This is a genomic window from Micromonospora sp. ZG13, assembly GCF_059359355.1.
Genome location: NZ_JCADBQ010000013.1, coordinates 144,455 through 165,078, shown reverse-complemented (window position 1 = coordinate 165,078; position 20,624 = coordinate 144,455). Strand labels below are relative to the sequence as shown.

17 protein-coding genes and 2 pseudogenes are annotated in these 20,624 nt (G+C 74.4%); 5 read left to right on the top strand and 14 right to left on the bottom strand.

What is annotated here, in order from left to right; all coding sequences use genetic code 11:
* Positions 1–31: 31 nt before the first annotated feature.
* From AC5L34_RS23565 to AC5L34_RS23555, 3 genes are all read left to right on the top strand, one after another.
* Positions 32–2,788: a cation-translocating P-type ATPase gene (locus tag AC5L34_RS23565; protein WP_494826994.1), complete on the top strand. Its 2,757-nt coding sequence runs from the start codon at positions 32–34 to the stop codon at positions 2,786–2,788.
* Between the two features lie 50 nt (positions 2,789–2,838).
* Positions 2,839–3,735 (top strand): universal stress protein, encoded by an 897-nt coding sequence (locus tag AC5L34_RS23560; protein ID WP_441177312.1) that lies wholly within the window; start codon positions 2,839–2,841, stop codon positions 3,733–3,735.
* Positions 3,736–3,862: 127 nt separating this feature from the next.
* Positions 3,863–4,732 carry a universal stress protein gene (locus tag AC5L34_RS23555; protein WP_441177311.1) on the top strand — a complete coding sequence of 290 codons (870 nt, stop codon included), beginning with the start codon at positions 3,863–3,865 and terminating at the stop codon, positions 4,730–4,732.
* Positions 4,733–4,780: 48 nt separating this feature from the next.
* Here the strand turns inward: AC5L34_RS23555 and AC5L34_RS23550 are convergent, their stop codons facing one another.
* From AC5L34_RS23550 to AC5L34_RS23540, 3 genes are all read right to left on the bottom strand, one after another.
* Positions 4,781–5,404, bottom strand: a complete 624-nt coding sequence (locus AC5L34_RS23550) for an FMN reductase (RefSeq protein ID WP_494826991.1) — start codon at positions 5,402–5,404, stop codon at positions 4,781–4,783.
* The gene (locus AC5L34_RS23545) at positions 5,401–6,498 is read right to left on the bottom strand and encodes an LLM class flavin-dependent oxidoreductase (protein ID WP_441177309.1); all 1,098 of its coding nucleotides are present in this window, start codon (positions 6,496–6,498) and stop codon (positions 5,401–5,403) included. Before AC5L34_RS23545 ends, AC5L34_RS23550 begins: the two co-directional genes overlap by 4 nt.
* A 154-nt stretch (positions 6,499–6,652) precedes the next feature.
* Complete coding sequence (locus AC5L34_RS23540) at positions 6,653–7,282, bottom strand: DNA-3-methyladenine glycosylase (protein WP_494827011.1); 630 nt, start codon at positions 7,280–7,282, stop codon at positions 6,653–6,655.
* Positions 7,283–7,375: 93 nt separating this feature from the next.
* On the opposite strand from AC5L34_RS23540, the gene AC5L34_RS23535 reads away from it, so the two are divergent.
* Positions 7,376–7,792 (top strand): DNA-binding protein, encoded by a 417-nt coding sequence (locus AC5L34_RS23535; RefSeq protein WP_441177308.1) that lies wholly within the window; start codon positions 7,376–7,378, stop codon positions 7,790–7,792.
* A gap of 50 nt (positions 7,793–7,842) precedes the next feature.
* A complete protein-coding gene (locus AC5L34_RS23530; RefSeq protein ID WP_494826989.1) occupies positions 7,843–8,199 on the top strand; it encodes an MmcQ/YjbR family DNA-binding protein in 357 nt (118 codons plus the stop codon).
* Between the two features lie 41 nt (positions 8,200–8,240).
* On the opposite strand, the gene argH is transcribed toward AC5L34_RS23530, so the two are convergent.
* From argH to AC5L34_RS23475, 11 genes and pseudogenes are all read right to left on the bottom strand, one after another.
* Positions 8,241–9,704, bottom strand: coding sequence for an argininosuccinate lyase (argH, locus tag AC5L34_RS23525; RefSeq protein ID WP_441177324.1), 1,464 nt, complete (start codon positions 9,702–9,704; stop codon positions 8,241–8,243).
* 14 nt (positions 9,705–9,718) lie between these two features.
* Positions 9,719–10,924 carry an argininosuccinate synthase gene (locus tag AC5L34_RS23520; protein ID WP_441177307.1) on the bottom strand — a complete coding sequence of 402 codons (1,206 nt, stop codon included), beginning with the start codon at positions 10,922–10,924 and terminating at the stop codon, positions 9,719–9,721.
* Positions 10,921–11,436 carry an arginine repressor gene (locus AC5L34_RS23515; RefSeq protein ID WP_089000931.1) on the bottom strand — a complete coding sequence of 172 codons (516 nt, stop codon included), beginning with the start codon at positions 11,434–11,436 and terminating at the stop codon, positions 10,921–10,923. Before AC5L34_RS23515 ends, AC5L34_RS23520 begins: the two co-directional genes overlap by 4 nt.
* The gene (argF, locus tag AC5L34_RS23510) at positions 11,433–12,410 is read right to left on the bottom strand and encodes an ornithine carbamoyltransferase (RefSeq protein WP_494826986.1); all 978 of its coding nucleotides are present in this window, start codon (positions 12,408–12,410) and stop codon (positions 11,433–11,435) included. Before argF ends, AC5L34_RS23515 begins: the two co-directional genes overlap by 4 nt.
* Positions 12,411–12,475: 65 nt before the next feature.
* Positions 12,476–13,834 (bottom strand): annotated as a pseudogene (locus tag AC5L34_RS23505) (acetylornithine transaminase); the annotation flags it as partial.
* Positions 13,835–14,103: 269 nt separating this feature from the next.
* A pseudogene (gene argB / locus AC5L34_RS23500) lies at positions 14,104–14,988 on the bottom strand (acetylglutamate kinase); the annotation flags it as partial.
* Entirely contained in the window at positions 14,985–16,157 is a 1,173-nt protein-coding gene (gene argJ / locus AC5L34_RS23495) for a bifunctional glutamate N-acetyltransferase/amino-acid acetyltransferase ArgJ (RefSeq protein ID WP_494826984.1), read from the bottom strand. The pseudogene argB and the gene argJ, both read right to left, overlap by 4 nt.
* 166 nt (positions 16,158–16,323) lie before the next feature.
* Entirely contained in the window at positions 16,324–17,325 is a 1,002-nt protein-coding gene (gene argC, locus AC5L34_RS23490) for an N-acetyl-gamma-glutamyl-phosphate reductase (protein WP_441177303.1), read from the bottom strand.
* 156 nt (positions 17,326–17,481) lie between these two features.
* Positions 17,482–18,507: an NAD-dependent epimerase/dehydratase family protein gene (locus tag AC5L34_RS23485; protein ID WP_441177302.1), complete on the bottom strand. Its 1,026-nt coding sequence runs from the start codon at positions 18,505–18,507 to the stop codon at positions 17,482–17,484.
* Between the two features lie 8 nt (positions 18,508–18,515).
* Positions 18,516–19,310: a glycosyltransferase family 2 protein gene (locus tag AC5L34_RS23480; protein WP_441177301.1), complete on the bottom strand. Its 795-nt coding sequence runs from the start codon at positions 19,308–19,310 to the stop codon at positions 18,516–18,518.
* Positions 19,307–20,512 carry a nucleotide sugar dehydrogenase gene (locus AC5L34_RS23475; RefSeq protein ID WP_441177300.1) on the bottom strand — a complete coding sequence of 402 codons (1,206 nt, stop codon included), beginning with the start codon at positions 20,510–20,512 and terminating at the stop codon, positions 19,307–19,309. Before AC5L34_RS23475 ends, AC5L34_RS23480 begins: the two co-directional genes overlap by 4 nt.
* Between the last annotated feature and the right edge of the window lie 112 nt (positions 20,513–20,624).

The window sequence follows — 20,624 nt, the reverse complement described above, 5'->3', positions numbered from 1 at the left end:
CCGCGACGGCGCCACGGCAGAGCGGAGGACGATGTGGGACAGTCCGGACGGCGGCGGATCGGGGGGCGTACCGGTGCCCGCTGACACCTCGACCAGGCCGGCGGCCGGGCTCAGCACGGCGGAGGCCGCCGCGCGGCTGCGCGCGGACGGGCCGAACGCGGCGGTCGCCCCGCCCCGCCGGCACCTGGGCGGCCGGGTCCTGCACCAGCTCACCGATCCCCTGGTGGCGTTGCTGCTGGCCGCCGCCGTGGTCACCGCCGTGCTGCGCGACTACCCGGACACGGCGGTGATCGTGCTGGTGGTGCTGGTGAACACCGCCATCGGGGTGGTGCAGGAGGTCCGCGCGGACCGGGCGATCGCCGCGTTGGACCAGCTCGCCGCGCCCACGGCCAGGGTCGTACGGGACGGCCGCGACGTCGTCCTGCCCGCCGCCGACCTCGTCCGTGGTGACCTGGTGCGCATCGAGGCTGGCGACGTGGTCCCCGCCGACCTGCTGCTCGACGAGGCGGCGCGGCTGAGCGTCGACGAGGCGGCGCTGACCGGCGAGTCGGTGCCGGTGGCGCGCAGCGCGGGCGAGGAGGCCAGCGCGGGGACGGTGGTCACCACCGGGCGGGCCACCGGCACGGTGGTACGCACGGGCGCCGCCAGCGCGCTCGGCCGGATCACCGCCCTGGTGGCGTCCACCCGGCCCGCCGCCACCCCGTTGCAGCGCCGCCTCGCGGGGCTCGGCCGGATGCTCGGCTTCGCCGCGGTGGTGCTCTCGGGACTGGTCTTCGTCATCGGCGTCGTCGGCGGGCGGCCGGTGGTCGACATGGCGGTCACCGCGGTGAGCCTGGTGGTGGCGGCCGTGCCGGAGTCGCTGCCGGCGGTCGTCACCCTCGCCCTGGCCCTCGGCGCCCGCCGGATGGCCGGGGCGCGGGCGATCCCCCGCCGGCTGCACGCGGTCGAGACGCTCGGTTCCGTCACCGTCATCGCCTCGGACAAGACCGGCACGCTGACCGAGGGCCGGATGGCGGTGCAGCACGCCGTCACCGGCGACGGTTCCCGCTACGGCGTCACCGGCAGCGGCTACGCGCCGCACGGCGCGGTGCACCAGCGGGGCGCGCCGGTGGCCGTACCGGACGACCTGCGCCGACTGGCACGGGCCGGGCTGCTCTGCAACGACGCGACCCTGGCGCCACCCACCGACGAGCGGGCGGAGTGGACGGCCGTCGGGGACCCGCTGGAGGCGGCGTTGGTCGCCTTCGCCGCCCGGTGCGGGCTCGACCCGGAGCGCACCCGGTCGGCGTGGCCGCGCGTCGCGGAGCACCCCTTCGACCAGGAGCTGCGCCGGATGACCACCGTGCACCGCTCCTGCGACCAGCGGTACCTGGTGGTGTGCAAGGGCGCCCCGGAGAACGTGCTGGCCGCGCCGCTGGTCGACGCCTCCGCCGAGGAGATCGCCGAACTGACCGCCGCCGCGCACCGGCTGGCCGCCGAGGGGCTGCGGGTGCTGGCGGTCGCGTCCGCCATGGTGGACGCGCCGCCGGCCGACCCCGCCCGGCCGGTCGGGCTGCGGCCCGTGGGGCTGGTCGCCGTCGGCGACCCGCTGCGCACGGGCGCGGCCGAGATCGCGGGCAGCTTCGACGACGCCGGGGTCCGGCTGGTGCTGATCACCGGCGACCACCCCGCCACCGCCGCGGCGATCGGCGGCCAGCTCGGGCTCTGGCGCGAGGGCGACCCGGTCGTACGCGGGGACGACGGCGACCCGGCGCGGGCGCACCCGCAGGCACGGGTGTTCGCGCGGACCCAGCCGGAACAGAAGCTCGACATCATCGCCGGCCTCCAGTCGCGGGGGCACGTGGTGGCGATGACCGGCGACGGGGTGAACGACGCTCCGGCGCTGCGCCGGGCCGACATCGGGGTGGCGATGGGCGGCGGCACGGAGGTCGCCCGGCAGGCCGCCGACCTGGTGCTCGTCGACGACGACCTGTCCACCGTCGCCGCCGCGATCGGCGAGGGCCGCCGCATCTACGACAACATCCGCCGGTTCCTGCGCTACGCGCTCTCCGGCGGGGTCGCCGAGATCGCGGTGATGCTGCTCGGTCCGCTGTTCGGGCTGGCCGTACCGCTGCTGCCGGCGCAGATCCTGTGGGTGAACCTGCTCACCCACGGCGTGCCGGGGGTGGCGCTGGGCGCGGAGCCGGCGGAGCCGGGCACGCTGCGTCGGGCGCCGCGCTCCCCGTCCGAGTCGGTGCTCGGTGCCGGCCTGGGCCGTGACGTGCTGGTCACCGGCGCGCTGATCGCCGCCGTGGTGCTCGGCGCCGGGGTGCTCGCCGCGCACTGGGACCGGCCCTGGCAGTCGGTGGTCTTCGTGGTGCTCGGCCTGGCCCAGCTCGGGGTGGCGCTCGCGGTACGCGCGCCGCGACCGCGCGGCGCCCGGCACGGCAACTGGGCGCTGCCGGTCGCGGTGGCGGTCTCCGCGCTGCTCCAGGTCGCCGGGGTGCTGCTGCCTCCGCTGCGGGAGCTGCTCGGCACCGAGCCGCTCGGCGCGGCGGAGCTGCTGGCCTGCGCCGCCGTCAGCGTGCTGCCCGGGCTGGTGCTGCGGCTGGCCCGCCGGCCGGCCGGCGGCACCCCGACGGGCGCCGTCGGGACGGATCCGGCCGGGACGGACGTCGCCGCGACGGGCACGGGGACGGACCCCGCCGGGACGGACGTTGCCGCGACGGGCGCGGGGACGGACGCCGTCGACGCCCGTTGGCCTGCGATTCGGGACCAAGGTCCCACCGGTCGGGACGCCCGCCCCTGACCGGTAGCGTTCGGATGGAGCAGGCTGGAGCTGGACAGAAGGAGGAGTCGATGACCATCAAGACCGGTGCCCCCGTCGTGGTGGGTGTGGACGGTTCGGCCGCCGCACTGGACGCGGTCCGGGTGGCGGCGCGGGAGGCTGCCGACCGGCAGCGTCCGCTGCGGGTCGTACACGCCTTCATCTGGCCTCTGACGCGCGCCCCGCTCGGCGCCGCGGAGGGCGCGCCGGCCGGCGCCGGCCTGCGCAACCAGGCCGAACGGTTCGTCGCCGAGGCCATCGCCGAGGCCAACAAGATCGCCCCGGACGTGCCGGTGACCGGCGTGGTGGTCGAGGGCGCGGCGACTCCCGTCCTGCTCGGCGAGTCCCGGGACGCCGCCCTGCTGGTGCTGGGCCACCGGGGCCTGGGCGGTTTCGCCGGGCTGCTGCTCGGCTCCGTCACCGTGCAGGTCGCCGCCCACGCGAAGGTCCCCGTCCTGGTGGTACGCGGCGAGCAGCGCGCCGACGGCCCGGTCGTGGTGGGCGTCGACGGCTCCGAGTGCTCCCTGGAGGCCGTCGCGTTCGCGTTCGAGGAGGCGAGCCGCCGGGGCGCCCCGCTGGTCGCGGTGCAGGCCTGGCTCTACCCGACGCCGGTCGGCCCGGGCGACATCCTGCCCCTGGTCTACGACCTGGACGCCCTCGCCGCGGACGAGGAGCGCGCCCTCGCGGAGTCCCTCGCCGGCTTCGCCGAGCGCTACCCCGACGTGCCGGCGCAGCACCGGCTGGTCCGCGGCTCCCCCGGCGGCGTACTGGTCGAGGAGTCGAAGAAGGCCCAGCTGGTGGTCGTGGGCGCGCGCGGGCGGGGCGCGCTGGGCGGGCTGCTGCTCGGCTCGGTCAGCCACGCGGTCCTGCACCACGCGCACTGCCCGCTGGTGATCGTGCGGCACCCCAAGCAGGCCGACGCGTCCTGACCCGGTCACCGCACCACGACGCCGTCGCGTCGGCCGCTCCCCCGGCCGGCGCGACGGCGTCGGCGCAAATGCCGGCGACCCGGCGGTGCCGCGTCGACAATGACCTGATCGACCTCTGGGAGGGCTGATGAACCGACCCGTGGTGGCGGGTGTGGACGGATCCCCGGCGAGCCTGCTGGCGGCGGAGCACGCCGCGCGGGCCGCCGTGCTGCGGTCGCGCCCCCTGCACCTGGTGCACGGCTACCTGCACCCGCTCGGCTACGGCGTGCCGCTCAACCCGTACGACGTGGGGTTGCCGGCGCCGACCGAGGAGGCGCAGAAGATGTTGGAACGCACGGCCGTCGACCTCGAGGGGCGTTGTCCGGGGCTGACCGTCGAGGTACGCCAGGTGGCGGGCGGGCCGGGGGCGACGCTGGTCGAGGAGTCCCGACGGGCCGAGCTGGTGGTGGTGGGCAGCCGGGGGCTGGGCGGCTTCGCCGGGCTGCTGCTCGGCTCGGTCGGCACGCAGGTGGCCGCCCACGCGCACTGCCCGGTGCTGGTGGTGCGCCCCGCCGAGGAGCCGATCCCCGTCGCCGGGCCGGTGCTGGTCGGGGTGGACGGGTCGGAGTCCGCCGAGCTGGCGGTGGGGTACGCGGCCGACGAGGCGACCCGCCGTGGTGACGGGCTGGTGCTGGTGCACGTCCAGCCGCCCGACGGGGACGGCCCGGCGGACGGGGCGACCCGGACGCCGGACGCGGAGTCCGCCGAGCTGCTGGCCACCGCCGAGGCGGCCGTGCGGGGCAGCCACCCGGGGCTGGCCGTCGAGGCACGGGTGCTCCGGGCGCCGAAGGCCGAGCAGGCACTCGTCGAGGCCAGCGCGGACGCGGCGCTGGTGGTGGTCGGCTCACGGGGCCGGGGCGGCTTCGCCGGTCTGCTGCTCGGGTCGGTCAGCCAGGCCCTCGTGCAGCACGCGCGCTGCCCGGTGCTGGTGGCCCGCCCGTACGCTCACGCCCGCTGACGTGCCCCGGCCCGCCGGCCCCGGGCGGGGTCGGCGGGCCGGCGGCCCTCAGCGGTCCCGGCCGCCGAGCAGCTCGTCGAAGCTGGTGGTGAGCGCGAACGGGTCGGCGGGGCCGGTGGAGGCCGGTCGCCGGTGGATCTCATCGGCCAGCTCGTTGCCGGCGCGGACGATCCGCGCCCGCAGCGCGCCGTCGGCGACCCCGGCGGACCAGTCCTCCGGGGCGGCGAAGACGGCGGTGGGCACCACCACCGAGCGCAGGTGGGCGAACATCGGCCGGACGGCGTGCTCCAGCGCCAGCGAGTGCCGGGCCGTTCCGCCGGTCGCCCCGGCCAGCACCGGCCGGTCCGCCAGCGCGCCGGGCCCGACCAGGTCGAAGAACGACTTGAACAGCCCGTTGTACGAGGCGTGGAAGATCGGCGTGACGGCGATCAGCCCGTCCGCGCCGGTGACCGTGTCGAGCACCTGGCGCAGTGCGGGCGACGGGAAGCCGGTCAGCAGGTGGTTGACGACGTCGTGGGCGTGCTCGCGCAGCTCGACGGGGCGTACGTCGACGTCGTCGCCGCGCCGGGCCAGCTCGTCGCGGGTGGCCGCGGCGAGCTGGTCGGCGAGCAGCCGGGTCGACGAGGGCCGCCCCAGCCCGGCCGACACCACGGCGAGGGTACGGCGGCTCATCGGCCGGCCTCCGCCCCGGCCCGCTCGGCGGCGTCCCGCAGCGACGCGTGGGTGGGCGCGGCGGGCACGTGCGCCGGGCGCAACGACTCGAACTCCTTGCGCAGCACGGGCACGACCTCCTCGCCGAGCAGGTCGAGCTGCTCCAACACGGTCTTCAGCGGCAGGCCGGCGTGGTCCATGAGGAACAGCTGGCGCTGGTAGTCGCCGACGTAGTCGCGGAAGCCCAGCGTGCGGTCGATGACCTGCTGCGGGCTGCCCACGGTCAGCGGCGTCTGGGCGGTGAACTCCTCCAGCGACGGGCCGTGGCCGTAGACGGGCGCGTTGTCGAAGTACGGGCGGAACTCCCGCACCGCGTCCTGCGAGTTGCGCCGCATGAACACCTGCCCGCCGAGGCCCACGATGGCCTGGTCGGCGGAGCCGTGGCCGTAGTGGGCGTAGCGCTGCCGGTAGAGCCCGACCATCCGCTGGGTGTGCTCCGGGGGCCAGAAGATGTGGTTGGCGAAGAAGCCGTCGCCGTAGTAGGCGGCCTGCTCGGCGATCTCCGGGCTGCGGATCGAGCCGTGCCAGACGAACGGCGGCACGCCGTCGAGCGGACGCGGCGTCGACGTGAACGACTGCAACGGGGTGCGGAAGCGGCCCTTCCAGTCGACGACGTCCTCGCGCCAGAGCCGGTGCAGCAGGTCGTAGTTCTCGATGGCGAGGGGGATGCCGTTGCGGATGTCCTGGCCGAACCACGGGTAGACGGGCCCGGTGTTGCCGCGCCCCATCATCAGATCCACCCGGCCGTCCGCGAGGTGCTGGAGCATCGCGTAGTCCTCGGCGATCTTCACCGGGTCGTTGGTGGTGATCAGCGTGGTGGAGGTGGAGAGCAGCAGGCGCTCGGTGCGGGCGGCGATGAAGCCCAGCATGGTGGTGGGCGACGACGGCACGAACGGCGGGTTGTGGTGCTCGCCGGTGGCGAAGACGTCGAGGCCGACCTCCTCGGCCTTGAGCGCGATGGCGACCATCGCCTTGATCCGCTCATGCTCGGTCGGCTCGCGACCGGTGGTCGGGTCGACCGTGACGTCGCCGACGGTGAAGACTCCGAACTGCATGACCAGCTCCTCGTGTCGTCCCTGGCCGGGGCCCGTACGGCTCCCGGACGCACGGCACAACATATTTGACGAGTCAACTATTCCGCCGCGGAGGCGCCGCCGGTGGCCGCCGTCACACCGTCCGCGTCGATCGCGCGGCAGGCGCCCGGGCAGGTCAGCGACTGCGCGGCACGTGCCGGCGGTAGGCGCTCACGGTGGGATCGCCGGCGATCCAGAACCGCCACGGCACGTCGTGCGCGCCGGTCACGCCCACCCGGGGCCCGGTCGCGATCGCCTCCGCGGGCACCGGGGCGTCGGCCGGGCGCAGGCGGACGGGGCCGTCGCCGAGCAGCCAGCGGCCGTAGGCGCCCTTGTCGACACCCAGGGCCGCGCAGAGCCGGGCGGGCCCGCGCGCCAGGTCGACGTCCCGGCGTACGGCGGGGCGCCGGGCGCGGGCCGCCTCGACGCCGTCGACCACCTCGCCGGCGCGCAGCAGCACCGCCGAGGCCTCCCCGTCGGGCCCGGTGACGACGTTCATGCACCAGTGCATGCCGTAGGTGAAGTAGACGTAGGCGTGCCCCGCCGGCCCGAACATGACGGCGTTGCGCGGGGTGCGGCCCCGGTGCGCGTGCGAGGCCGGGTCGCCGGCCGTCCCGGCGTACGCCTCGACCTCGGTGATGCGGACGGTGACGCCGCCGGCGGTGAGTCGGCAGCCCAGCAGGCCGCGCGCCGCCGGCACCACGGGCCCGGCGAGCAGGTCGGCCAGCCCCGCGAGGTCGGCGGGGCGACGGTCGGAGTACGCCACCACGGCAACGACCCTATCCGCTGCCGCCGGCCGGCGCCGACCGCTTGTCAACGTCTCGTTGACAACGGATCGTTGCCATGCTGGAGTGTGGCAATGACCGACTCCTTCACCCCGCCCGACGCCGGCGCGTCCCGGGCGCACCGCACGTACGCCGCGCTGCACCGCATCAGCGAGCGGCACGCCGGCACCGAGGCGCGCCGCCGCCGGCACACCAACCCCTACCTGCCGGACACCTACGAGGCGGTCGCGCTGGTCACCGCCCTGGCCGCCGGCGGGGCCGAGGCCGAGGCCGGCGAGGAGCCGGTCGACGACGCGGACCTCGTCGCGGCGCTCACCCTCGTGCCGCACCTGCGTGCCGAGGTCGACACGATGGAGGCGGGGCTGCTGACGCTGGCCCGCAGCCGCGGGCTGACCTGGCAGCAGATCGCGTACGGGCTCGGGCTGGGCAGCGCGCAGGCGGCCAAACAGCGCTACGAACGACTCTCCGCCCGCACCGCCACCACCGACTGACCCCGCCGATGGGCGAGACTGGGCCCGACAGCGGTGTCGAGGAGGACGCGATGACGCGCGAGGAGATGCTGGCGTACTGCCTGGGCAAGCCGGGCGCCCGGCTGGACCAGCCGTGGGAGGGCGACGAGGTGGTGAAGGTCGGCAGCCGGATCTTCGCCTTCCTGGGCTCCTCCGGGGCCGACGACCCGACGGTCGGGGTGAAGTGCGGGCCGAGCCGCGAGGTGGCCGACGAGTGGCTGCACCGGCACCCGGGCGACGCGCGGCCGTCGCCGTACATCGGGCGCTCCGGCTGGAACACGCTGCGCCTGGCCAGCGGGATCGACGACGAGGAGCTGATCGAGGCGGTCGACGCCTCGTACGACGCGGTGGTGGCGAAGCTGCCGAAGCGCGAACGCCCGGCGGGCTGAACCCCGCGCGGCGCCGGGTGGCGCCGCGCGGGGTCGGCGACTCAGCGGGGCACGACCCGCTCGGCGGCCCACTCCCGCCAGCCGACGAGCTGGTCGGCGGCGATGGCGAGCTGGTCGGCGACCGGCCCGGGGCCGGTCGAGCCGGGCGTGATCCGGGCGGCGAGCGCCGAGCGGACCGAGAGCACGTCGCGCACCGACGGGTCGAGGTGCTCGCTGACCGCCGCGAGGTCGTCGTCGCTGACCTCGTCGAGGGCGCAGTCACGGGCCACGCAGAGCGCCACCAGCTTGCCGGTGATCTCGTGCGCGTCGCGGAACGGCACGTTGCGGCGGACCAGCCAGTCGGCGACCTCGGTGGCGAGGGAGAAGCCCACCGGCGCGGCCGCGACGAGCCGGTCGGCGCGTACGGTCATCGTGGAGATCATCCCGGCGAGCGCGGGCAGCAGCAGCTCCAGGGTGTCGACCGCGTCGAAGGCCGGCTCCTTGTCCTCCTGCATGTCCCGGTCGTAGGTCATCGGCAGGCCCTTGAGCATGGTCAGCACGCTCATCAGCCCGCCGACGAGCCGACCGGACTTGCCCCGGGCCAGCTCGGCGATGTCCGCGTTCTTCTTCTGCGGCATGATCGACGAGCCGGTGGCGAACGCGTCGTCCAGCTCCACCCAGCCGAACTCCTGCGACGTCCAGAGCACCACCTCCTCGCCGAGGCGGGACAGGTGCACCCCGATCATCGCGGTGACGAAGAGGAACTCGGCGACGAAGTCCCGGTCGGCCACGGCGTCCATCGAGTTGGCGAAGGACGTGCGGAAGCCCAGCTCCTTGGAGACGGCCACCGGGTCCAGCGGCAGGCCGGAGCCGGCGAGCGCGCCCGCGCCGAGCGGGCTGACCGCCGTGCGGTGGTCCCAGTCACGCAGCCGCTCCAGGTCACGCAGCAGCGGCTGCACGTGCGCCAGCAGCCAGTGCCCGAAGGTGACCGGCTGGGCGTGCTGGAGGTGCGTCATGCCGGGCGCGGCCGTCTCCACGTGCCGCTCGGCCTGCTCCACCAGGGCCTCGGCCAGCTCGACCAGCCGGCCGGCCACGCCCCGGGCATGGTCGCGCAGGTAGAGCCGCAGGTCGGTGGCGACCTGGTCGTTGCGGGAGCGGCCGGCACGCAGCTTGCCGCCCAGGCTGCCGAGCCGCTCCAGCAGCCCGCGCTCCAGGGCGGTGTGCACGTCCTCGTCGTCGACCGTGGGGCGGAACTGCCCGGAGGCGCAGGCCGCCTCCAGGTCGTCCAGGGCGGCGAGGATGCGGCCCAGCTCCTCCGGGTCGAGCAGGCCGGCCCCCGCGAGCACGCGGGCGTGCGCGCGGGACGCCGCGATGTCGTACGGGGCCAGCCGCCAGTCGAACTGCACGCTCACCGACAGGCGGGCCAGGGCCTCGGCGGGGCCGCCGGCGAACCGGCCACCCCACAGGCTCGTGCGGTTGGTCGCGGCGCTGTTCTCGGTCAGGCTCTTGTCGTCCACGCCGCCCATTGTGGTGCCCATGCTCAGCAGCCCCCCAGCCGGGCGTCCCGCGCGGCGGCCAACCTGCTCGGCAGGCCCCAGAGCTGCACGAAGCCCTTGGCCAGGGACTGGTCGAAGGTGTCGCCGGTGTCGTAGGTGGCCATGCCGAAGTCGTACAGGCTGGCCTCCGAGCGGCGCCCGGAGACGGTGGCCCGGCCGCCGTGCAGGACCAGCCGTACCTCGCCGGTGACGTGGCGCTGCGCGTCGTCGATGAACGCGTCCAGGGAGCGCTTCAGCGGGGAGAACCACAGGCCGTCGTAGACCAGCTCGCCCCAGCGCTGGTCGACGCCGCGCTTGAACCGGGCCAGGTCCCGCTCCACGGTCACCGCCTCCAGCTCCTGGTGGGCGGTGATCAGCGCGATCGCGCCGGGCGCCTCGTACACCTCGCGGCTCTTGATGCCCACGAGGCGGTCCTCGACCATGTCGAGCCGGCCGACGCCCTGGGCGCCCGCGCGCCGGTTGAGCTCCAGGATCGCCTGGTACGGGGTTACGGTCTCGCCGTCGATCGCCACCGGGACGCCGGCGTCGAAGGTGATCACGACCTCGTCGGGGTCGCGCTCCTGCGCCGGGTCGCAGGTGTACGCGTACAGCTCCTCGACGGGTGCGTTCCAGATGTCCTCCAGGAAGCCCGTCTCGACGGCGCGCCCGAACAGGTTCTGGTCGACGGAGTACGGCGACTTCGCCGACACGTCGATCGGCAGCCCCTTCTCCTCGGCGAAGGCGATCGCCTTGTCCCGGGTCCACGCGAAGTCCCGGGCCGGCGCGACGATCCTCAGGTCGGGCGCGAGCGCGCCGAGGCCGGCCTCGAAGCGGACCTGGTCGTTGCCCTTGCCGGTGCAGCCGTGCGACACGATGGTGCCGCCGTGCCTGCGGGCCGCGGCCACCAGGTGCTTGACGATCAGCGGCCGGGACAGCGCGGAGACCAGCGGGTAGCGGTCCATGTAGAGCGCGTTCGCGCGGATGGCCGGTAGGCAGTACCCGGCGGCGAACTCGTCGCGCGCGTCGATGACCTCGGACTCCACGGCGCCGCAGTCCAGCGCGCGCCGCCGGACGGCGTCGAGGTCCTCGCCGCCCTGCCCGACGTCGACCGCCACCGCGATCACCTCGGCGCCGGTCCGGTCGGCCAGGTACGGGATGGCGACGGAGGTGTCCAGCCCTCCGGAATAGGCGAGTACGACCCGCTCGGTCATGGTGTGGCGTTCCCTTCCACGTTCTCCTCCCGGCGGGCCCACCCGGTGAGCTTGTCGCCGAGCGCGGCGCCGCCGACGGCCTCGCGGGCCACGACGAGGATGGTGTCGTCGCCGGCGATGGTGCCGACGATCTCGGGCAGGCCCGCCCGGTCCAACGCGCTGGCCAGGTAGTGGGCTGCGCCCGGTGGGGTGCGCAGTACGGCGATGTTGCCGCTGGCGTCGACCCCGTTGAGCAGTTCCCGAAGCAGCCGGACCAGCCGGGCCGGCGCCGCCTCGGCGTCGCGCAGCGGCCGGTGGCCGTCCTCGGGGATCAGGTAGACGGCCCGCCCGTCGCCGCCGCGCGCGGTGACCGCGCCCAACTCCTTGAGGTCGCGGGAGAGCGTGGCCTGGGTGACCTGGATGCCGTCGCCGGAGAGCAGGTCGGCCAGCTCGGTCTGCGAGTGGATCGCCTTGTCGCGGATCAGCTCGACGATGCGGGCGTGCCGGGCGGCGCGGGTCAGCGGGGCGGTCATGGTGTCTCCCTGGTGGCGGCGACGCCCGGCCCCGCTGCGTCCGGGGCGGCGGGCGCGGCCCCGAGGAGGAACGTCAGCAGCGCCTTCTGGGCGTGCAGTCGATTCTCCGCCTGGTCGAACACGACGCTCTGCGGGCCGTCGAGCACCTCGTCGGTGATCTCCTCCCCCCGGTGCGCGGGCAGGCAGTGCAGCACGACGGCGCCGGGCGCGGCGTGCCCGAGCAGCGCGGCGTTGACCTGGTACGGCAGGAACGGGGTGATCCGGTCCAGCCCGTCGTCCTCCTGGCCCATCGAGGTCCAGGTGTCCGTGGCGACCACGTCGGCGCCGGCCACGGCCGCCACCGGATCGGTCAGCGCCCGCACCGAGCCCCCCGTGCCGTCGGCGATCTTGGCGGCCCGGTCGACCACCTCCGGGTCGGGGCCGAAGCCGACCGGCCCGGCGACCCGGACGTGCATGCCGGCCATCGCCCCGGCCAGCAGGTACGAGTGGGCCAGGTTGTTCGCGGCGTCGCCCACGTACGCCAGCGTCCGCCCGACGGTGCCGCCGCAGTGCTCGCGGATGGTGAGCAGATCGGCCAGGATCTGACAGGGGTGGAAGCCGTCGGTCAGCGCGTTGACCACCGGCACGGACGCGCCGTCGGCGACCTCGGCGATCCGGTCGTCGCCGTGGGTACGCAGCACGATCGCCGCCACGTAGCGGGACAGCACGCGGCCGGCGTCGGCGAGGGTCTCGCCCCGCCCGAAGTGGGTGACCTGGGTGTCCACCACGAGCGGATGCCCGCCCAACTCGGCGATGCCGACGTCGAACGAGAACCGGGTACGCAGGCTCTGCTTGTCGAAGAGCACCGCCACCGACCGGGGCCCGGCCAGCGGCCGGTGGCCGAACCGGTCGGCCTTCATCCGCGCCGCGAGGTCGAGCACGGCCGACTGCTCGGCGGGGGTCAGGTCGTCGTCGCGCAGGAAGTGCCGGATCACGCGCTCGCCTCCGTAGCGTTCGGCATCGCCGCCACGCCGGCGGTGGGCGTGCTCGGCGTGGTCGCCGCGCCGGCGGCCGGGGTGGTCGGGGTGGTCGGCGTGGTCGGGGGCATGGTCGGCGTGGTCGGGGGCATGGTCGGCGTCGAGATCTTGGTGAGTTCGTGCCCCTCCAGGGGCCGATTCGTACCAAGATCTGAAACGGGATCGGGGGCGGCAGTCGGGACGGAGCCGGCAGTCGGGACGGAGCCGGCGGCGGCGGGGGTCGCGGCGTCGAGTGCGGCGGGGAGGGCGGCCAGGAGGGCGTCGGCCTGGGCGACGGTGAGGATCAGCGGCGGGGCGAGCCGTACCACGCCGGGCTGCACGGGGTTGACCAGGAAGCCGGCCTCGCGCAGCGCCTCGGCGAGCACCTTCGCGACGGGCGCGGTCAGCACCACGCCGAGCAGCAGGCCGGCGCCGCGTACGCCGTCGACCAGCGGGTGGCCCAGCGCCTCGATCCCCCGGCGCAGCCGCTCGCCGACCCGCTTGACGTGGTCGAGCAGCCCCTCGCTGGCGATGGTCGACACCACGGCGAGCGCGGCGGCGCAGCTCACCGGGTTGCCGCCGAAGGTGGTGCCGTGCGAACCGGGGGCCAGCAGCTCGGCGGCCCGGCCGAAGGCCAGGCAGGCGCCGATGGGCAGCCCGCCGCCGAGCCCCTTGGCCAGGGTCACCACGTCGGGCTCGACACCATCGGCCTGGTGCGCGAACCAGTGCCCCGTACGCCCGACGCCGGTCTGCACCTCGTCGAGCACCAGCAGCGCGCCGTGCCGGGCGGTGATCCGCCGCGCGGCGGCCAGGTAGCCGGCCGGCGGGACCACCACGCCGTTCTCCCCCTGCACCGGTTCCAGGATCACCATGGCGGTGGCGTCGCTGACCGCCGCCTCCAGGGCCGCCACGTCGCCGTAGTCGACGTGCGTCACCTCACCGGGCAGCGGGCGGAACGGGTCGGCCTTGGCCGGCTGGCCGGTGAGGGCGAGCGCGCCCATGGTGCGCCCGTGGAAGCCGCCCCGGGTGGCGACCACGTGCGAGCGGCCGGTGAGCCGCGACAGCTTGAACGCCGCCTCGTTGGCCTCCGCGCCCGAGTTGGCGAAGAAGACCCGCCCGGGCCGCCCGGCCAGGGCCAGCAGCAGCTCGGCGAGGGCCACCGGCGGCTCGGCGACATAGAGGTTGGAGACGTGCCCGAGGGTGGCGACCTGCTTCGACACGGCCGCCACCACCGCCGGATGGGCGTGCCCGAGGGCGTTGACCGCGATGCCGCCGACGAAGTCGACGTACTCCCGGCCGGCGTCGTCGACCACGACGGCGCCGGAGCCGGAGACGAGAGCGAGCGGCGGCGTACCGTAGTTGTCCATCATGGACTGCGTCCAGCGCTCGACGAGCGTGCTCATCCGGTGGCCCTGCCTTCCTCGTTGACGACCGCGGGGCCCGCGGATCCACTGCTCGCGCTCACGGCGCCCGCCTCGTTCCCGACTGCGGGGCTCGCAAGCTCACTCCTCGCGCTCACCACACCCGCCTCGTTCCCGACTGCGGGGCTCGCAAGCTCACTCCTCGCGCTCACCACACCCGCCTCGTTCCCGACTGCGGGGCTCGCAAGCTCACTCCTCGCGCTCACCACACCCGCCTCGTTCCCGACTGCGGGGCTCGCAAGCTCACTCCTCGCGCTCACCACCATGGTGCCGAATCCTTCGGAGGTGAAGACCTCCAGCAGCGTGGAGTGGGCGACCCGGCCATCGACGACGTGCGCGGCCGGCACCCCCTGTTGCACCGCCCGCAGGCACGCCTCCATCTTGGGCACCATGCCGCTGGACAGGGACGGCAGCAGCGCCGCCAGCTCGTCCACGGTGATCTCGCTGACCAGGCTGTCGGTGTCGGGCCAGTCGGCGTAGAGGCCGGGCACGTCGGTGAGGACGACCAGCTTGCGGGCGTCGAGGGCGACGGCGAGGGCGGCGGCGGCCGTGTCGGCGTTCAGGTTGTGCAGCACCCCGTCGGCGTCGGGCGCCACCGTGGAGATCACCGGGATGCGACCGGCCGCGATCAGGTCGGTGACCGCCGAGGCGTCGACCGACTCCACGTCGCCGACCTGCCCCACGTCGACCGCCTCCCCGTCGACGTACGCGGGCCGCCGCACGGCGGTGAACAGCCCGGCGTCCTCGCCGGAGAGGCCCACCGCGAACGGCCCGTGGGCGTTGATCAGGCCAACGAGCTCCCGGCCGACCTGGCCGACGAGGACCATCCGGACCACGTCCATCGCCTCCGGGGTGGTGACCCGCAGGCCGCCCCGGAACTCGCTGGCGATGCCCAGCCGGCCGAGCATGGCGGAGATCTGCGGGCCGCCGCCGTGCACCACGACCGGCCGGAGGCCGGCGTAGCGCAGGAAGACCATGTCGGCGGCGAAGGCCCGCTGGAGCTCCGGGTCGATCATGGCGTTGCCGCCGTACTTGACCACGACGGTCGAGCCGGAGAAGCGGGCCAGCCAGGGCAGCGCCTCGATCAGCGTGGCCGCCTTGACCTGGGCGCGGGCGAGATCGGTGGAGAGGCTCATGTCGAGTAGGCCGAGTTCTCGTGTACGTACGCGTGGGACAGGTCGTTGGTCCAGATCGTCGCCGCGGCGGCGCCGGCGTGCAGGTCGATGCGGATGGTGACGTCCCGTCCGCTCAGGTCGACCTTGGACCGGTCCTCGGCGGCGGCGCCGGAGCGGCACACCCACACGCCGTTGACCGCGACGTCGACCCCGTCGGGCTCGAAGGCGGCGGCGGTGGTGCCGACGGCGGCGAGGATCCGACCCCAGTTCGGGTCGTTGCCGAACAGCGCCGTCTTGACCAGGTTGTTGCGCGCCACCGACCGCCCCACCTCGACGGCGTCGTCCTCGCTGGCCGCCCCGACCACGTCGATGGCGATCTGCTTGGTGGCGCCCTCGGCGTCGGCGATGAGCTGCTGGGCCAGGTCGTGGGCAGTGGCGGTGACGGCGGCCGCCAGCTCGGCCGGGGTCGGCGCGATGCCGCTCGCGCCGCTGGCCAGCAGCAGCACCGTGTCGTTGGTCGACATGCAGCCGTCGGAGTCGATCCGGTCGAAGGTGACCCGGCACGCCTCGCGCAGGGCGGCGTCGAGGGCCTCCGGCCCGGCCACCGCGTCGGTGGTCAGCACGCAGAGCATGGTGGCCATCGCCGGCGCGAGCATGCCGGCCCCCTTGGCCATGCCGCCGACGGTCCAGCCGCTGCCCCGCGCCACCGCGGTCTTGGGCCGGGTGTCCGTGGTCATAATGGCCTCGGCGGCCGCCGCGCCGCCGTCGCGCGACAGCCGGCGGATCGCCGAGCGTACGCCGGGGAGCAGCTTCTGCATGGGCAGCCGCTCGCCGATCAGGCCGGTCGAGCAGACCGCCACGTCGGCGGCGCCGAGCATCATCCGCGCGCTGGCCGAGGTGAGCGCGGCGGCGGTGTGCTCGGCGGTGGCGTGGGTGTCCTGGAAGCCGGCCGGACCCGTGCACGCGTTGGCGCCGCCGGAGTTGAGCACCACGGCCCGGGCGACCCCGCCGCGCACCACCTGCTGCGTCCAGAGCACCGGCGCGGCCTTGACCCGGTTGGCGGTGAACACGCCGGCGACGCCGGCGTCCGGGCCGTCGTTGACAACCAGCGCGACGTCGCTCGCGCCGCTGGTCTTGAGCCCGGCGGCCACCCCGGCCGCGCGGAACCCCCGCGGAGTCGTGACGCTCACCGCGCTCCCCCTTCGTCCGCGACCGCCCGGCCGCGCCGCGCCGCACTCACCGCTACTGCTCCCTCGTTCACGACCGCCCAGATCCGCCGCGTCGCGTTCCTCGCGCCCACAGGTACCGCTCCCTCGTTCGCATACGCCGGGCTGCGCCGCGTCGTGATCCACGCGCTCACGGTGCGACGCCCCAGACGGACAGGCCTGTGGTCTCCGGCAGGCCGCACATGAGGTTGGCGTTCTGCACCGCCTGGCCGGCGGCGCCCTTGCCGAGGTTGTCCAGCGCGCTCAGCACGATCATCCGCCGGGAGTCGACGTCGACGGTGGCCTGGAGGTGGCAGGAGTTGGAGCCGAGGGTGGCGGCGGTGTGCGGCCAGGCCCCCTCCGGCAGGACGTGCACGAAGGGCGCGTCCGCGTACGCCTCGGCGAGCACCGCCCGCGGGTCGACCCCCCGGGCCGGCACGGCCGTCACCGTGGCGAGGATGCCCCGGGGCATCGGCGCGAGCACCGGCGTCAGCGACAGGCCGGTCGCGCCGGTGGCCTGCTTGATCTCCGGTACGTGCTGGTGGGTGCCCACGCGGTAGGGCGACAGGTCGCCCATCACCTCGCTGCCGAGCAGGTGCGGCTTGGCCGCCTTGCCCGCACCCGAGGTGCCCGAGGCGGCGACGACCACCACGTCGGCCGGGGCGGCGGCACCGGCGGCCACCAGCGGGGCGAGGGCCAGGATGATCGCGGCGGCGTAGCAGCCCGTGTTGGCGACCCGGGTGGAACCGGCGATCAGCTCCCGCTGGCCGGGCAGCTCGGGCAGGCCGTAGGTCCACGGGCCGGCGTGGGTGCCGCCGTAGTAGTTGGCCCAGGCGTAGGGGTCGGCGAGCCGGTGGTCGGCGCCCAGGTCGACGACGCGCACCTCGGGCGGGAGCTGGGCCGCCAGGGCCGCCGACTGCCCGTGCGGCAGGGCCAGGAAGACCAGGTCCGCGTCGGCCAGCGTCGCCGCGTCCGTCTCGCCGAGGATCATGTCCAGGCCGGCGAGCTGCGGATGTACGACGTCGAGCCGGTGCCCGGCCTGGCTGTGCGCGGTGGCGGCGACCAGCTCGAACTCCGGGTGCCCGGCGACCAGGCGGATCAGCTCGCCCCCGGCGTAGCCGCTCGCCCCGGCAATCGCAACCCGGATACTCATTCCCACCTCCGCATGACTATGCAGGAAGCCTAGCAATGACGGACCGCCCTCTGCAAGTTCATGCAGTTGACCGTATGGCGATGAGAGACGTGACCCCCGTCATGGCGGAGGCCCGCGCCGCAGTGCGCCACGGGCCTCGAACCGGCGGGGGACCACTCAGAGGCGGCCCTCCTCGACCGCACGGGTCACCCACGGGATGACCTCGTCGAGCATCTCGTCCAACGAGGTGCTCGCCGTGAAGCCCAGCACCTCACGGGACTTGGTCACGTCCGGCACCCGCTTCTGCACGTCGTACTGGTAGGGCTCGTCGGAGACGTACCGGAACGGCACGTGCTCGCCCTTGATCTTGCGCCAGATCAGCTCGGCCAGCTCCAGGACCGTGGTCGACTCGGCCGTGGAGAGGTTGAAGTCCTCGTTGCGCGCCGCCGGGTGCTCGATCGCCGTGGCGATGCCCCGGGCCAGGTCGCCGCCGTAGGTGTAGTGCCGGACCTGGTTGCCCTCGCCGAGAACGTGCAGCGGGTCCTGCCCCTTCACGATCTTCTGCACCAGATCGGGCACGACATGCGACATGGCCAGCTTGACGTTGCCGGAGAGCACCTCGGCCTGCCCCAGCGCCCGCCCCTCCCCCACGCCGACACAGTTGAACGGCCGCACGATCGTGTACGGCAACTGATACTGCTCCCAGGCCGCCCGGGCGTAGTACTCCACGGCCAGCTTCTGGAAGCCGTACGACGACAGCGGCGGCGGGATGCGGCGCTCGTCGCCCTCCCGGCTGGGCCAGTGCTCGGTGGACTCAAAGACCATCGACGAGGAGAGGTAGGTGACCTTCGCCAGGCGGCCGTCGCGGTGGGCGCGGATCGCCGCGTCGCAGGTGGAGGCCATGATCCGCTCGTTCGTGGCGAGCAGGTCGTAGGCGTACGCGTGGAAGTAGGAGATGCCGCCGATCATCGCCGCCCCGGCGACCAGGTGGTCGCAGCCGTCCAGCAGCTCGGTGAGCAGGTCCGCGTCCCGGGCGTCACCCTCGACGAACCGAAACCGGGGGTGCTGGTCGTAGCTGTGGGTGACCGGGCCGTACTTGGAGAAGTCGTCCACCCCGACGACCTCGTGGCCCCGGTCCAACAACTCGGAGACGAGGTAGCCGCCGATGAAGCCGGCCGAACCAGTTACCAGGACCTTCGCCACGTGCGCTCCTATGCGGTCTGTTCGAACTCGGTGCTGTCCTGCGGGTCGCGCTGGGCCGGCACGACCCCGGTCGGGGTGGTGCGCCCGGACAGTTTCTCCCGTGCCAGCCGTCGACCGTATGCGAAGAAATACCAGCGCAGGTAGCCGAGAAGGAAGCGACCCAGGTCGAAGTGGGACTCCCCCAGCGGCCGGTCCAGCCAGATGGTCGGGATCTCGGCCACGGGCAGCCGCAGCCGGGTCGCCTTCGCGGTCAGCTCCAGCCCGATCTCGAAGCCGGTACGCGACTCGATCCCCACCTCCCGCACGAACGCGGTGTCGTACGCCTTGAAGCTGTTCGTGGCGTCGCGGGTGCCGACGCGGGCGAGGGTGTAGAGGCTGCGCCCCGCCCAGCGCGACATCATCCGCTTCAGCCGGGGCCCGCCGACCTGCTGGCCCCCGGGCATGTAGCGGGACGCGGCGGCGACCACCACCCCCCGGTCGACCAGCCGGGCCAGCTCGTCGATCTGGCGGGGATCGTCACAGCCGTCGGCCATGGTCACGACCACGACCGGGGCGAGCGCCGTGTCGATGCCGAACCGGATCGCGTTGGCCGGACCACGGCCGTAGGTGTTGAGCACCGCCCGCACCCGCGGGTCCGTGCGCGCGACCTGCTCGACGTACGGCACGGTGGTGTCCTCGGGCATGTCGTGCACGACCAGCACCTCGGCGGGCAGCAGCATCTCGCGCAGCATCCGCTCCAGGCAGCGCAGGATCGCCTCGCCCTCGTTGTAGACCGGCACGATCACCGACACCCGGGGCTTCACACCCGCACCCCCTGCCCGGTCAGGCCCCACATGTCGATGACCGGCTTGTCGGTCTCCAGGCGTGCGTACTGCTCGTGCGGGGCGGCGATCACCAGCACGTCGGCCCGGCGCAGCACCTCGTCCAGGTCGACGAACCGCTCGTCGGCCACGTGGGGGTCCGTGCAGAGCGTCTCGCGGGTCTTCAGCGCCAGGATCTTGCGCAGCTTGTACGCCAGGCTCTCCCGGGGATCGTCGCTTCCGCCCTTGAAGGCCATCCCGAGGATGCCCACGGTCAGCTCGGACAGGTCGAAGCGGTCCTCCAGGCGGGACACCAGGTAGAGCGGCAGCCCCTCGTTGATCAACATGGCGGAGTGGCCGAGCACGAAGTTGTTCCGGTTGAACGCGGCCAGCTGCATGGTGTCCTTGAACAGGCACGGCCCGGCCGCGAACCCGGGCATCGGCAGGTCCGCCGCGCGCGGGTAGTCGTGCGCCACGGCGTGCCGGATCCGGGCGAAGTCCAGACCGAAGTCGTTGGCCATCATCCAGAACTGGTTGGCGGTGGCGAACTTGATGTAGCGCCACGTGTTGGTGAACAGCTTCGCCAGCTCGGCCTCCTCCGGCTCGAGCGGCACGATCTGGGTGGTGAGGTGCCGGAACAACTTCTCGGCGCGGGCGAGCGCCCCCGGCGTACGGGCGGCGACGATCTGCGGCAGCGTGAACAGCTCCGTCATCGCCCGCCCCTCGGCGATGCGCTCCGGACAGAACGCCACGTCGGCGCGGATGCCCTTGCCGGCGAGCAGCTTCTCGGTCAGCGCGGTGACCCCGGGGTAGACGGTGCTGCGCAGCACGACGAGCTGCCCGTCGCGCAGGTGCTCGGCGCAGCGCTCCAGGGCCCGGGGCACGGCGCCCAGGTCCGGGTTGAGGTGCTCGTCGACCGGGGTGCCGACCACCACGACGAGGTGCTCGGAGGCGCCGACGCTGGCCGGGTCGGTGCTGGCGCGCAGCCGGCCGGTGGCCACCGCCTCCGCGAGCGCCTCGGCCGCGCCGGGCTCAGCGAAGGGCAGCCTGGCCGCGTTGACGGTGTCGACCGCGTCGGCGTTGATGTCGTACAGCACGACGGAGAGGCCGCGCGAGGCGAAGGCGATGCCCAGCGGCAGCCCCACCCGCCCGCAGCCGCCCACGACGCAGACATCGATGGTGGTGATCGGCGGATCCTCGGACATGACTCGACTCCCGTGGGGGCGGCGGGGGGTGTGACTCCGGCTACACCTGGAATCAAAGCAGGTTAACCGCTCGGATGTGACTGGCGGGTAGCCAAAAATTCCGAGGCCCCTG

What these genes read in the sequence shown, in the direction of transcription:
- AC5L34_RS23565 (WP_494826994.1), top strand. Translation starts at nt 32, where the DNA reads ATGTGGGACAGTCCGGACGGCGGCGGATCGGGGGGCGTACCGGTGCCC.
- AC5L34_RS23560 (WP_441177312.1), top strand. Translation starts at nt 2,839, where the DNA reads ATGACCATCAAGACCGGTGCCCCCGTCGTGGTGGGTGTGGACGGTTCG.
- AC5L34_RS23555 (WP_441177311.1), top strand. Translation starts at nt 3,863, where the DNA reads ATGAACCGACCCGTGGTGGCGGGTGTGGACGGATCCCCGGCGAGCCTG.
- AC5L34_RS23550 (WP_494826991.1), bottom strand. Translation starts at nt 5,404, where the DNA reads ATGAGCCGCCGTACCCTCGCCGTGGTGTCGGCCGGGCTGGGGCGGCCC.
- AC5L34_RS23545 (WP_441177309.1), bottom strand. Translation starts at nt 6,498, where the DNA reads ATGCAGTTCGGAGTCTTCACCGTCGGCGACGTCACGGTCGACCCGACC.
- AC5L34_RS23535 (WP_441177308.1), top strand. Translation starts at nt 7,376, where the DNA reads ATGACCGACTCCTTCACCCCGCCCGACGCCGGCGCGTCCCGGGCGCAC.
- AC5L34_RS23530 (WP_494826989.1), top strand. Translation starts at nt 7,843, where the DNA reads ATGACGCGCGAGGAGATGCTGGCGTACTGCCTGGGCAAGCCGGGCGCC.
- argH (WP_441177324.1), bottom strand. Translation starts at nt 9,704, where the DNA reads ATGGGCGGCGTGGACGACAAGAGCCTGACCGAGAACAGCGCCGCGACC.
- AC5L34_RS23520 (WP_441177307.1), bottom strand. Translation starts at nt 10,924, where the DNA reads ATGACCGAGCGGGTCGTACTCGCCTATTCCGGAGGGCTGGACACCTCC.
- AC5L34_RS23515 (WP_089000931.1), bottom strand. Translation starts at nt 11,436, where the DNA reads ATGACCGCCCCGCTGACCCGCGCCGCCCGGCACGCCCGCATCGTCGAG.
- argC (WP_441177303.1), bottom strand. Translation starts at nt 17,325, where the DNA reads ATGAGTATCCGGGTTGCGATTGCCGGGGCGAGCGGCTACGCCGGGGGC.
- AC5L34_RS23475 (WP_441177300.1), bottom strand. Translation starts at nt 20,512, where the DNA reads ATGTCCGAGGATCCGCCGATCACCACCATCGATGTCTGCGTCGTGGGC.